10 protein-coding genes are annotated in these 12,432 nt (G+C 59.2%); 8 read left to right on the top strand and 2 right to left on the bottom strand.

Features of this window, described 5'->3' with window-relative positions; all coding sequences use genetic code 11:
* Positions 1–63: 63 nt before the first annotated feature.
* Both groL and groES read right to left on the bottom strand, forming a co-directional pair.
* Positions 64–1,713: a chaperonin GroEL gene (gene groL, locus TBU01S_RS21570; protein WP_068639553.1), complete on the bottom strand. Its 1,650-nt coding sequence runs from the start codon at positions 1,711–1,713 to the stop codon at positions 64–66.
* A 54-nt stretch (positions 1,714–1,767) separates the two neighbouring features.
* Positions 1,768–2,058 (bottom strand): co-chaperone GroES, encoded by a 291-nt coding sequence (gene groES, locus TBU01S_RS21565; protein WP_004332931.1) that lies wholly within the window; start codon positions 2,056–2,058, stop codon positions 1,768–1,770.
* Between the two features lie 494 nt (positions 2,059–2,552).
* On the opposite strand from groES, the gene mads1 reads away from it, so the two are divergent.
* From mads1 to TBU01S_RS23450, 8 genes are read left to right on the top strand one after another with little or no spacing between them, the layout of a single operon-like run.
* Positions 2,553–2,747 (top strand): methylation-associated defense system helix-turn-helix domain-containing protein MAD1, encoded by a 195-nt coding sequence (gene mads1, locus TBU01S_RS21560; protein WP_068639552.1) that lies wholly within the window; start codon positions 2,553–2,555, stop codon positions 2,745–2,747.
* Positions 2,744–3,358: a DUF1819 family protein gene (locus tag TBU01S_RS21555; RefSeq protein ID WP_068639551.1), complete on the top strand. Its 615-nt coding sequence runs from the start codon at positions 2,744–2,746 to the stop codon at positions 3,356–3,358. The genes mads1 and TBU01S_RS21555 overlap by 4 nt, the downstream gene beginning before the upstream one ends.
* Positions 3,355–4,011, top strand: coding sequence for a DUF1788 domain-containing protein (locus tag TBU01S_RS21550; RefSeq protein ID WP_068639550.1), 657 nt, complete (start codon positions 3,355–3,357; stop codon positions 4,009–4,011). Before TBU01S_RS21555 ends, TBU01S_RS21550 begins: the two co-directional genes overlap by 4 nt.
* A gap of 11 nt (positions 4,012–4,022) precedes the next feature.
* Entirely contained in the window at positions 4,023–7,589 is a 3,567-nt protein-coding gene (brxC, locus tag TBU01S_RS21545) for a BREX system P-loop protein BrxC (RefSeq protein WP_068639549.1), read from the top strand.
* Positions 7,590–7,613: 24 nt separating this feature from the next.
* Positions 7,614–9,434 carry a BREX-1 system adenine-specific DNA-methyltransferase PglX gene (gene pglX, locus TBU01S_RS21540; protein ID WP_068639548.1) on the top strand — a complete coding sequence of 607 codons (1,821 nt, stop codon included), beginning with the start codon at positions 7,614–7,616 and terminating at the stop codon, positions 9,432–9,434.
* The gene (locus tag TBU01S_RS21535) at positions 9,431–10,483 is read left to right on the top strand and encodes a PDDEXK nuclease domain-containing protein (RefSeq protein WP_068639547.1); all 1,053 of its coding nucleotides are present in this window, start codon (positions 9,431–9,433) and stop codon (positions 10,481–10,483) included. Before pglX ends, TBU01S_RS21535 begins: the two co-directional genes overlap by 4 nt.
* Positions 10,476–12,110, top strand: coding sequence for a hypothetical protein (locus TBU01S_RS24195; protein ID WP_157659246.1), 1,635 nt, complete (start codon positions 10,476–10,478; stop codon positions 12,108–12,110). The genes TBU01S_RS21535 and TBU01S_RS24195 overlap by 8 nt, the downstream gene beginning before the upstream one ends.
* Entirely contained in the window at positions 12,107–12,274 is a 168-nt protein-coding gene (locus TBU01S_RS23450; protein ID WP_174524562.1) for a hypothetical protein, read from the top strand. Before TBU01S_RS24195 ends, TBU01S_RS23450 begins: the two co-directional genes overlap by 4 nt.
* Positions 12,275–12,432 lie beyond the last annotated feature (158 nt).

The following is a 12,432-nucleotide window of genomic DNA, read 5'->3' as shown; positions in this document are numbered from 1 at the left end:
GCTTTCGCGAGGCTTTTCCGAAGCAGCAGGGCCCCGGCGAACCGGGACCCAGGCACGAGCGCATTACATGCCCATGCCCATGCCGCCCATACCACCCATGCCGCCCATGTCGGGCATGCCGCCAGCCGGCTTGTCTTCGGCCAGTTCGCCGACCATGCAGTCGGTGGTCAGCATCAGACCGGCGACCGAAGCGGCGTTCTGCAGCGCAGTGCGGGTCACCTTGGTCGGATCCAGCACGCCCATCTCGACCATGTCGCCATACTCGCCGGTGGCCGCGTTGAAGCCGTAGTTGCCCGAGCCTTCGACGACCTTGTTCACCACCACGCTCGGCTCGTCACCGGCGTTGGCGACGATCTCGCGCAGCGGCTGTTCCATCGCGCGCAGCACGATCTTGATGCCGGCGTCCTGGTCGTGGTTGTCGCCCTTCAGGCCGCTCAGGTTGGCGCGGGCGCGCAGCAGCGCGACGCCGCCACCCGGGACGATACCTTCTTCCACCGCAGCGCGGGTGGCGTGCAGGGCGTCTTCGACGCGGGCCTTCTTCTCCTTCATTTCGACTTCGGTCGCGGCGCCGACCTTGATCACTGCAACGCCGCCGGCCAGCTTGGCCACACGTTCCTGCAGCTTTTCACGGTCGTAGTCGGAGGTGGCTTCCTCGATCTGCACGCGAATCTGCTTGACGCGGGCCTCGATGCGCTCGGCCTGGCCGTCGCCGTCGATGATGATGGTGTTTTCCTTGCCGATTTCGATGCGCTTGGCCTGGCCCAGATCTTCCAGGGTGGCCTTTTCCAGCGTCAGGCCGACTTCCTCGGCGATGACCTGGCCGCCGGTCAGGATGGCGATGTCTTCCAGCATGGCCTTGCGGCGGTCGCCGAAGCCCGGCGCCTTGACGGCGCAGGTCTTCAGGATGCCGCGGATGTTGTTCACCACCAGCGTGGCCAGGGCTTCGCCCTCGACGTCCTCGGCGATGATCAGCAGCGGACGGCCGGCCTTGGCGACTTGCTCCAGCACCGGCAGCAGGTCACGGATGTTGGAGATCTTCTTGTCGAACAGCAGCACGAAGGGGTTGTCGAGGATCGCGACCTGCTTGTCCGGGTTGTTGATGAAGTAGGGCGACAGGTAGCCGCGGTCGAACTGCATGCCTTCGACGACGTCCAGCTCGTTGTTCAGCGACTTGCCGTCTTCGACGGTGATCACGCCTTCCTTGCCGACCTTGTCCATCGCATTGGCGATGATGTCGCCGATGTCGCTGTCGGAGTTGGCCGAGATCGAGCCGACCTGGGCGATTTCCTTGTTGGTCGAGCAGGGCTTCGACAGCTTCTTCAGCTCTTCGATGGTGGCGGCGACGGCCTTGTCGATGCCACGCTTCAGGTCCATCGGGTTCATGCCGGCGGCGACGTACTTCATGCCTTCGCGCACGATCGACTGCGCCAGCACGGTGGCGGTGGTGGTGCCGTCACCGGCGATGTCCGAGGTCTTGGAAGCGACTTCCTTGACCATCTGCGCGCCCATGTTCTCGAACTTGTCCTTCAGTTCGATTTCCTTGGCGACCGACACGCCGTCCTTGGTCACGGTCGGGGCGCCGAACGAGCGCTCCAGCACCACGTTGCGGCCCTTCGGACCCAGGGTCACCTTGACCGCGTTGGCGAGGATGTTGATGCCGGCGACCATGCGTTCGCGGGCGGAATCACCAAACTTGACTTCTTTAGCTGCCATTCTTCAGAACTCCGGAATTTTTTAAGGATTAGCGCTTCAGGAACGGGAGAAGGCTCAGCCTTCGACCACGCCCATGATGTCTTCCTCGCGCATCACGAGGAGCTCTTCGCCTTCGACCTTGACGGCCTGGCCGGCGTACTTGCCGAACAGCACCTTGTCGCCCACCTTGACGGCCATCGGACGCACGTTGCCGTCGTCGAGGATCTTGCCGTTACCGACGGCCAGGACTTCGCCCTGATCGGGCTTCTCGCCTGCGCTGTCCGGGATCACGATGCCGCTGGCGGTCTTGCGCTCGGCTTCCAGACGCTTGACGATCACGCGATCGTGCAGGGGACGAATCTTCATCGAGTTCACTCCTATCTTCGGTTCGACTGTTTGGGTTGATGGCTTGCGGGTTGCCCCGCGGAAAATTCGCAGTGGCCCGAATGCAGCAACTGCGCCGCTCCGGGCTTGTTAGCACTCACTGCCAACGAGTGCTAATAATAGGGACGGGGTTCCGGGATTTCAAGTGCAGCCCACGTGATTTCTGCTCTGCCGCCCAAAGCGCCATCGGATGCTGAATGTCGAGTCTCATTGAGTTCTGAACTGTGTCTCACTGAGTTCTGAACTCTCGCCCCCGGCCAGCCTGCCCTCAAGCGCGCGACAGCCCCTCGCTTCTGCCCGCCAGTGCCTGGAGCCCTACTTCGGAGAGGGCTGGCACGGCCTCGCCCTCACTCAAGTGCGAAGCTCTTCACGGACTGAGCTTCCTTTTCCGCCTGAAACAGATCACGACCGGCCAAGACCCGCCTTAATCCGCTAAGATCCTCTTCCATACATCATGGAAATGGACCTTGAGCACCATGGACCGCTGGCTTGGCGTCGAGGAAATCGCAGAGCACTTGGGTGTCAGCAAGGACACCGTGTACGCCTGGATCGCGAAGCGCAGCATGCCGGCGCACCGTGTCGGGCGGCTCTGGAAGTTTCAGAAGAAGGAAGTCGACGCCTGGGTCAAGAAAGGCGGAGCGAGTGACGAGCTCCCGCGCAGCTCGGCATGACGGTCGAACGCTATCGCCTGTCCTTCACGACCGGGGGCCTGTTCCTGCGCGAGGCCCCCGTCGTTGCTGAGCGCTACCTGACGCTACGCGACTGGATTCAAACCCGGGACGAAGTGCGCACGGCCAACCTGCTCCAGGTCCGAACCTCGGCTGCTGCCCTACGGATCAGCAAGGAACTGGTGTCTCGGCTCGAACACCTGAATGGGGCTGAACTCGCGGAACTCGTCGAGGGCAGTCTGCGCGACCGCGCGTACCTGCTCTGGTCCGCGACCTGCCGACGCTATGCCTTCATCCGCGACTTCGCAGTGGAAGTTCTGCGCGAGCACTACTTACTGCGTCGCCATCAGCTCACTTTCGGTGACTACGACGCCTTCTACAGCGCGAAGGCGCTCTGGCACGTCGAACTCGACGAAATCGCCCCATCGACCCAGCACAAGCTGCGGCAGAACCTGTTCCGGATGCTCCGGGAGGCGGATCTGATCTCCGACCAGCAGCAGATTCGGTCTGCCATCCCGAGTCCTGCACTAGCGGCGCTACTCGCACAGCGCGGTCGAGAGGCTTTGCTCGTCTTTCCTGCCACGGACAACGAAATACAAAGGTGGCTTCAATGAGCCAGAAGATCAGCCAACAGTCGCTGCACAACCGCTTCGAGCATCTGGTCAAGGTCATCAGCAGTGAGCGCTTCCTGCAAATGCGCGGCTTGAACAACGACCTGCCTTTCTACATCTGCGAGTTCCGCGCCAGTGAAGCGGTCGAGATGCAACGACTGCAGCGTCAGCTCATCAACACGCTTGGTAACCTCAGCTTGCCGTGCCTCGGTGGGCGCGGCGTGAAGGTGCTCGAGATCAACCTCTACGACCTCAGCATCGAACTGCTGCAGGCGCGCGAGGGCAGCAGCGAAGGCTCACGGCTGTGGGACGAAATCCTGACGATCGAGCCCGACGTCGACAAGGACAGCCTGCTCGAACTGCTCCAGAACGTGCTCGGCATCGAGGACTACCTGATCCCCGCCATAGGCCAGCGGTTGCGCGAGACCGACTTCGACGTGCTGTTCCTCTCCGGCATCGGCGAGGTCTTCCCCTACATCCGCTCGCACAACGTGCTCAACAACCTGCAGAGCACGGCCAAGGACAAGCCCACTGTGCTGTTCTTCCCCGGGGAATACCGACACTCGCTGGAAAACGGCGCCTCGCTCGAACTGTTCGGGCTGCTCCACGACGACAAGTACTACCGCGCATTCAACATCTTCGAGACCCAGGCCTGAGGAAGGACCCGATGGAACTCAACCGCATTTTCCTGAACCCCGTCAGCCGCCCGATCGAAGGCGTCATCAAGGCAGACGACGAGTCCAGTCTCTACGCAGAGCTCAGCGAGTACGTACTCACCGACGAGGTCGCCAAGCGTCTCGAGCATTTTCTTGATGCCTACAACGACTATCACGGCGCCAACGGGGTGTGGGTCTCCGGCTTCTTCGGCTCGGGCAAGTCGCACCTGCTGAAGATGCTTGCCCTGCTGCTGGAAAACCGTGTTGTCGATGGCAGCTCGGCGCTCGAGATCTTTCTGCCCAAGATCTCGAAGGACGATGAGCTGCTTCGTGCGGCGCTCAAACGTGCAGTCGCCATTCCCTCGAAGAGCATTCTGTTCAACATCGACCAGAAGGCCGACATCATCAGCAAGACGCAGGTCGACGCCTTGCTCTCGGTGTTCGTCAAAGTCTTCAACGAGATGTGCGGCTACTTCGGCAAACAGGGCTACATCGCGCAGTTCGAGCGAGACCTGGACAGCCGCGACCAGTTCGAGGCCTTCAAGGAAACCTACCAGCGGATCGCCAGCAAGCCGTGGGAACGGGGTCGGGAACAGGCGCTGCTCGAGTCCGGCAACATCGCCCGTGCCTACGCCGAGATCACCGGCGAAGACCCGTCGATGACCAAGGGGATTCTCGACAAATACCGCGCTCAGTACAGCGTCTCGATCGAAGACTTCGGCAACCAGGTCAAGGCCTGGCTCGACAAAAAGCCGGCCAACTTCTGTCTCAACTTCTTCGTCGATGAAGTCGGCCAGTACATCGCCGAGAACACCAAGCTGATGACCAACCTGCAGACGGTGGCCGAGAGTCTGGCCACCAAATGCCAGGGGCGCGCATGGATCATCGTCACCGCCCAGGAGGACATGAACTCCGTCCTCGGCGACATGAGCAAGCAGCAAAGCAACGACTTCTCCAAGATCCAGGCCCGCTTTGCCAACCGGCTCAAGCTCACCAGCGCCGACGTCGCCGAGGTGATCCAGAAGCGCCTGCTCACCAAGAACGAGATCGGCTCAGAACTGCTCAGGACCACCTACGACCAGCAGCTCAACAACTTCAAGACACTGTTCGAGTTTGCCGACGGCGGGCAGCAGTACACAAACTTCCGCGACGAAGAGCACTTCATCTACTGCTACCCGTTCGTGCCCTACCAGTTTCCGCTCTTCCAGTCGTCCATCCGCGGCATCTCGCTGCACAACGGCTTCGAGGGCAAGGCCAACTCGGTCGGCGAGCGTTCGATGCTGGGCGTGTTCCGCGAAGTGGCCATGGCCATCGACAACGAGCCCGTCGGCCAACTGGCAACGTTCGACCGCATGTTCGAAGGCATCCGCGGCGCGCTCAAGAGCGCGATCCAGAGCGCCATCAACAACGCCGAACGCCACCTTGGCGATCCCTACGCCGTCCGCGTCCTCAAGGCGCTGTTCCTGGTCAAGTACGTCAAGGAGTTCAAGGCGACGCTGCGCAACCTCAGCGTGCTAATGCTCGAGCGCTTCGGCGAAGACCTGCCCGCCCAGCGCAAGAAACTCGAAGCGGCCCTCAACCTGCTGGAACAGCAGACCTACATCCAGCGCAGCGGCGACGTCTATGAGTACCTGACCGACGAAGAGAAGGACATTGAGGAAGAAATCAAGAACACCGAGGTCGAGACGGCGGACATCCTCAAGGAACTCGAAACCCTGTTGTTCGATGGTGTCATCAAGCAGCGCAAGATCCGCCACAGCAACGGGCAGGACTACCCCTACACCCGCAAGATGGACGATCGGGCGCTAAGCCGCGAGCACGAGCTGGCTCTGCACATCGTCACGCCGCTCTCCGACAACTTCGACAACCTCACCCTGCAACGCATGCAGAGCATGGGGCGTGACGAGTTGCGGGTGGTGTTGCCGGCCGATGCGCGCTTCATGCAAGACCTCACCATGCACAAGCGCACCGAGAAATACATCCGGCAGAACAGCAACACCCAGCAGGAGGCCGTCAAACGCATCCTCGACGCCAAGGGTTTTCAGAACACCGAGCGGCTCAACGACCTGCAGGTGCGCGCCCGCGCCCTGCTCGGTAAGGCCACGCTCATCATCAACGCCGCGGACGTGGATGTGAGTAGCGAGGACGGCCAGACCCGCGTGCTCAAGGGCTTTGACCATCTCATTCAGGTCACCTACCCCAACCTGCGCATGCTGCGCGACGTTCCCTTCAACGAAGCGGACATCGGCAAGCATCTGCGCATGATCGAAGACGGCCTGCTCGCCAACGACGCCACCAGCCTCACCGAGCCTGAACAGGAACTGCTGGCCTTCATCCAGAGCAATGCCCGCAGCGGGGTGCGCACCACCGTCAAGAGCCTGATCGAGCGCTTCGAGCGCAAGAACTACGGCTGGTACTACGCGGCCATTCTCTGCAACCTGGCCCTGCTGTGCGCACGCGGCAAGGTCGAAGTGCGGCAGGACAGCAACTCGCTCGAGCACGAGGCGCTAGAGCGCAGCCTGCGCAACACCAACGCCCACGCATCGCTGGTGCTCGAGCCGCAGGTAGAGTTCAGCGCCTCGCAGGTACGCACGCTCAAGGAATTCTTTGCCGATTTCTTCGACAAGCCCGCCACCAGCAACGAAGCCCGCGCGCTTGCCCGCGAGACCATCGACGCGCTGAAGGATCTGGAAATCGATCTGGTCGACCTGCACGGCCAGAGCGCCCAATACCCCTTCCTGAGCGTGCTCGACCCCGTGCTCGCCACCCTGAAGGACGTTGCCGCCAAAAACCCGACGTGGTTCCTCACCGAACTCAACCGCGCGGAGGACGCGCTTCTCGAAACCAAGGAAAACGTCATCGACCCGGTGCGGCGCTTCATGAACAGCCCGCAAAAAGCCATCTTCGACCAAGCGTGGCAACTGCTGGCCGAGCAGGAGGACAACTTCGCCTATGTCGCCCAGGCCGAAGTCCAGTCCGTGCGCACCCTTCTCGACGACAAACGCCCCTGGCAGGGCAACCGACTGCAGCAGCTCAAACCCCAACTCGACACCCTGCAGCAAGCCATCGCCAACCAGCTCGCATCCGAAAAAGCCAACGCCGAAGAGCGGCTCATCGAACTCGAACACCGCCTGCAAGCCGCGGACGAGTACGCGCGTTTGCAGGCAGCAGACCAAGCTGCCCTGAGCCAGGCATTCGCCGACGCCCGTCAGGCGCTGCAGGGCCAGAAGCGCATTGCAATGATTCGCGACCAGCTTCGGCGTTTCGAAGACGAACGCTTCCCTCAACTGCTCTCCCAGCTCGACCAACTGGCCCGCCCGGTTACCAGCGCGCCCTCCAGCACCCCCATCAAGCACCTCGTCACCGAACCTGCGGTGACGAGTGCGATCGGCACATCGCCCAGCACAGCCCGCCCTGCAGCACCGCCCGCCGAACCAAAACTGGTCCCCGCGCGCACCATCAAGGTGAGCTACGCCAAACCCTGGCTCGCCAACGAGGCCGAGCTGGACGACTACCTGCAAAAGCAGCGCGAAGCCTGGCTGAGAGAAATCCAGGCTGGCAACCGCGTGCAGATCTGACGGCGACACAAGAACGGACAAGAAATGGATACCAGCAAGCTCAAGAAATTCGCCCAGTTCGCCCGCCGCACGCTGCGCGAGCAGATCAGCGCAAAGCTCGCCCTGGTGCGCGCCAGCGGAAGCGCGGCCCGGCGCGAGCACCCCGAGTCGGTCAATCGGCTCGAGGAAGCCATCAAGCAAACCGGTGAAGAACAGGTCATCGAGCGCGTGGCCTACACCTGGTTCAACCGCTTCTGCGCGCTGCGCTTCATGGACGTCAATCGCTACACCCGCATCGGGGTGGTGTCGCCGGCCGAAGGCCAGTTCCAGCCCGAGATCCTCGCCGAAGCCAAGATGGGCCATATCGACGAGGACATGGTCCCGCCGAAAACACGGCAACAGATTGCCGACCTGCTGGCAGGCAAGTCGCCCAGTCACGACCCTCAGGGCGAGGCCTACCGCCTGCTGGTGGTCGCCGCCTGCAATGCCTGGCACCAGTCCATGCCCTTCCTGTTCGAGCGCATCGACGACTACACCGAGCTGCTGATGCCCGACGACCTGCTCTCGGGCAGCGCCATCCTCGCCTACACCCGCGAGGCGATGACGCCCGACGCCTGTGCCGACGTCGAGGTCATCGGCTGGCTTTACCAGTTCTACATCTCCGAAAAGAAGGACACGGTCTTCGAGGGGCTGAAGAAGAACCAGAAGATCACCCCTGAGAACATCCCGGCCGCCACCCAGCTCTTCACCCCGCACTGGATCGTGCGCTACCTGGTCGACAACGCCCTGGGCCGGCTGTGGCTGCTCAACCGTCCGCAATCCCGGCTGGCAGATCAGATGGAGTACTACATCCCGCCCGAGCAAGCGGAAACGGACTTCCTCAGGATCAAAGGCCCGGAAGACATCAAGGTGTGCGACCCGGCCTGCGGCTCCGGCCACATGCTCACCTACGCCTTCGACCTCCTCTATGCCATGTACGAGGAGGAAGGCTACGACCCCGCCGAGATTCCGGAAAAGATCCTCACCCACAACCTCTACGGCATCGAGCTGGACGAACGCGCCGGCGAGCTGGCCGCCTTCGCGCTGACCATGAAGGCGCGTGCCCGCCAGCGGCGCTTCTTCAACAAGCGCGTCAAGCCCAACATCTGTGTGCTGGAGAAGGTGAGCTTCAGCCGCGAAGAGCTGGGCGAGTACATGAGCGCCGTGGGCCGCGACCTGTTCACCCACGGCTTGCGCGAGACCCTGCAACAGTTCAGCGAGGCTGACAACTTCGGCTCGCTGATCGTGCCCAAGGTCGTCAACGTGGCGGATGTGCTGGCCACGCTGGAGGCCAAGGACATGGCCGGCAACCTGTTCCTCGCCGACACGCACCAGCGGGTGCTGCGTGTGCTGCGCATGGCCGACTACCTCGGCCCACGCTACGCCGTCGTCGTGGCCAATCCGCCCTACATGGGCGGCAAGGGCATGAACGGGCGCTTGAGCGCCTGGGCCAAGGAGAACTTCCCGCGCAGCAAATCCGATCTGTTTGCGATGTTCATCGAGCGGGGTTTCGATCTCACCCCGAAATACGGCTACAGCGCCATGGTCACCATGCAGAGCTGGATGTTCCTGTCGTCCTACGAAGCGCTACGCGAGCGCATCCTGAGCGAGACATCGATCGAATGCATGGCGCACATGGCCAATATGGTCATGGGCATCGCGTTTGGAACTGCTGCCACCGTGCTGAAGAAAGGCGGCAGCCCAGAAAGTCGGGGCGCCTATTGCTACGTCGAGTACGAAGATATCGGTGAGGAGAACAAGCCGGTCGAGTTTCCGCCGCGTAATGAGCGCAACCTGAAAGCCGCGCAGCGGCGGGCAGCAGCATGAGCAACGGTATCGCGTCACTCGCCGACTACCAGGACTGGCTCAACACCATCAAGCAGCGGGTGCAGTCAGCCCGTTTGCGCGTGGCATTGGCGGCCAACCGGGAGCTGATTCAGTTCTACTGGGAAGTGGGTGCGCAGATCGCAGAGAAACAGGCGCAAAGCCAGTGGGGCGACAAGCTCATTCCCCAGCTGTCGGCAGACTTGAAGAAAGCCTTTCCCGACCTCAAGGGGCTGTCTGCTTCCAACCTCAAATACTGCCTGCGCTTCTATCAGTTCTATGCCACGGAAGCCGCCACACCATTTGGTCAACAGGCCGTTGACCAAATTCCCTGGGGACACAACATCCTCATCCTCACCAAGTGCAGCAGTGTGGTGGAGGCCAGCTTCTACATCGCCCAGACCCTCGAGCAGGGCTGGAGCCGCGACGTGCTGGCCCTGCAGCTCAAGTCCAGCCTGCATGAGCGCGCCGGCAGGGCGGTGACCAATTTTTCCCGCACCTTGCCCGCACCCCAGTCGGACCTGGCGCAGCAGACGCTGAAGGACCCCTACACCTTCGACTTCATGGCGCTCACCGCCCCTTACAACGAGCGGGACGTGGAGCGGCAACTCACCCAGCACATCACCCACTTCCTGCTGGAACTTGGCAAGGGCTTCGCCTTCATCGGCCGCCAGTACCCGCTGGAGGTCGCCGGCAACGACTACTACATCGACCTGCTCTTCTACCACGTCACCCTCAAGTGCTACGTGGTGGTCGAACTGAAGAACCGTCGCTTCATCCCGGAATACGCCGGCAAGCTCAACTTTTACCTGTCCGCCGTGGACAGCCTGCTCAAGCGCGACGACGACCAACCCACCATCGGCCTGCTGCTGTGCCGGGACAAGAACAACATCGAAGTCGAATTCGCCCTGCGCGACATGAACAAGCCAATGGGCGTCAGCGAATACACCCTGGTCGAGACCCTGCCGGATAACCTGAAAGGTGCACTACCGACGGTGGAGGAGATTGAGCTGGATCTGCAGCAGCTTCAGGAGGGAATGAAAGATGAGTGATTTCAACGAAAGCCGCCGGATAACTTTTGACACTGACGAAATTTCTTGTCGTTATCTCTGCATTGACCTACCACTCTCGCTTCGTAGTCCAACCTACACCGGCAAATTTGGGGCGCAACTGAAGAAAGTCGGCATCGAAAAGCTCCCTTTTGGCATTGCTTTGTCTGACTTAATCCTGTGTGGCGCACTTGTGCCATCCCTGTATGTCGCGCTACCCAAAGAATATTTTGAAAACTGGAAAAATTTCCCAGAATGCCCTCGTCAAAGTGATTGCGCTGATGAGACGATGGCCGAGATGTACGCTTGCCAGCCAATGCCGCAACAGGCCGCTGACTTGCACGAATTGCTTCATCCATACGATGGAGAACTGCAATCATCATTCAGAGAAAAATTCCAGGCCGACATTCCAGAGTCGTTTCCGGTATGCGAGCACTCCAGCAGCGGCAAATATATTCCTGCAGAAGCCTATCTTCCCTATTGGCAGGTCTATGCGTTAGCTGGCAATTTCCATAAATATCGTTATGTCGAGATTTTTTTATCACCAGAGGTTGGAAAGCCCAGATGCCTGCAATTAATTAAGTCGGCAGCTAGATCGTTCACCCAAAAATATGGCGATACCTTTGGTCGGGTCTCTTGGTACAAAACCATTGTAGCGAGCGCAAATTTCTGCCAACTGAACGTTACGAACGGTCAATTGCTAGAGTTGACCCAAAATCACACCAGTATCACTATCGATCTGTTGAAAGAGGATTTACGGCTACTTTTGGACCTGGATGCAGAGTGGCACTCAATTCTTAAAAATAATGGCTGCACGGTGCTGGAGAAAGCACGTTCTGCGCTGAGCAAAGATATTTATCTGATTTATGAGCAGTTGCGATTACCTGGAACACCGGCCAACTGTATTTTTGAAGATTTCACACCCAATGGTTTTGACGCATCCTACACGCCACTGCATGACGTACTTCAGTCCGAAGGGCATGGATTCAAAAAAACATTCGTCTCATTTGGTTCGCATTATTGCGGTCAAGTAAAAAAATGGGGCTACGACTGCACAGAAGAGGTTTTTGAATCGCTGATTCAGATTCCTGGCTTTGATGCGTGGATTCGAGCATTTCACGATCTGCATGAGTCAATCAATGATCCCCAAAAACGGCCTGTCAGCTTCAGACAGAACCGCATCGTTGATGCTTTGATTGTAATGTCGGTGCGCACTGAAATTGTCCTGCGCGAGATGTTTCGGTCTGATATTGGATCTGAAATTGATGAGAAAGAAAACAAGTCTTTTTTTAAATCATTGCAACCTTATCTTAAAGAAGAAGCAACTAAAATTATTGAAACCACAAGTAACGAGATTGCAAAAAAAACAAGGTTAGAAAAAAAGCCGAACGATTTATTTTCTGAAATCGATGAATTAAATCCAAAAAACTGGCCAAGAGAAAACATTTATTTTTTACACTCTCTCTTAAAATTCATTACTTCCAGAAACTATTTTGCTCATCATGCCTATAAAGACGATGAGCTCAATATCCAGAAAAGCGCACTCTCAAGAAAAATATTAGAGAGTTTGTTGGCTACGCTGTTGTTTTTCCAAAAGAACAAGAAAGCAGGTGCAACATACCGCGTGTGAAGAGCGGCATCACCGACTACTGCATGACGGGCGAGATCTACGTGCAGCCGCTGCGCCAATTCGAGAGCAGCCACTGCTCACCTGCCAAACCGTTCAAGCCGGTGCCGGATGGATTTGAAATTGATTTTGGCCGCAAGGCATTGCCGGCGGGAGAAAACGAATGAGTGAGAATCAGAACAACAGCAGCGACCAGCGCATGGACAAGTATTTCTTTCGCGCCGCAGCTGTGGACTTTAAGAAGATTCCAGGCAGTCCAATTGGTTATTGGGTTAGCAGCAGGCAGTTTGATTGCTTCGAAAAATACCCTCAGCTTTCGACGTTT

This window comes from Thauera butanivorans NBRC 103042 (genome assembly GCF_001591165.1).
In the GTDB taxonomy this organism is placed as follows: Bacteria; Pseudomonadota; Gammaproteobacteria; order Burkholderiales; family Rhodocyclaceae; genus Thauera; species Thauera butanivorans.
The sequence above is the reverse complement of the archived record's forward strand: the minus strand, read 5'-3'. Positions and strand labels throughout refer to the sequence as shown.

Bases quoted from the DNA above. Each gene is read 5' to 3' on its own strand.
- TBU01S_RS21550 (WP_068639550.1), top strand. From the start codon at position 3,355: ATGAGCCAGAAGATCAGCCAACAGTCGCTGCACAACCGCTTCGAGCAT.
- groL (WP_068639553.1), bottom strand. From the start codon at position 1,713: ATGGCAGCTAAAGAAGTCAAGTTTGGTGATTCCGCCCGCGAACGCATG.
- brxC (WP_068639549.1), top strand. From the start codon at position 4,023: ATGGAACTCAACCGCATTTTCCTGAACCCCGTCAGCCGCCCGATCGAA.
- TBU01S_RS24195 (WP_157659246.1), top strand. From the start codon at position 10,476: ATGAGTGATTTCAACGAAAGCCGCCGGATAACTTTTGACACTGACGAA.
- TBU01S_RS21555 (WP_068639551.1), top strand. From the start codon at position 2,744: ATGACGGTCGAACGCTATCGCCTGTCCTTCACGACCGGGGGCCTGTTC.
- mads1 (WP_068639552.1), top strand. From the start codon at position 2,553: ATGGACCGCTGGCTTGGCGTCGAGGAAATCGCAGAGCACTTGGGTGTC.
- TBU01S_RS21535 (WP_068639547.1), top strand. From the start codon at position 9,431: ATGAGCAACGGTATCGCGTCACTCGCCGACTACCAGGACTGGCTCAAC.
- pglX (WP_068639548.1), top strand. From the start codon at position 7,614: ATGGATACCAGCAAGCTCAAGAAATTCGCCCAGTTCGCCCGCCGCACG.
- groES (WP_004332931.1), bottom strand. From the start codon at position 2,058: ATGAAGATTCGTCCCCTGCACGATCGCGTGATCGTCAAGCGTCTGGAA.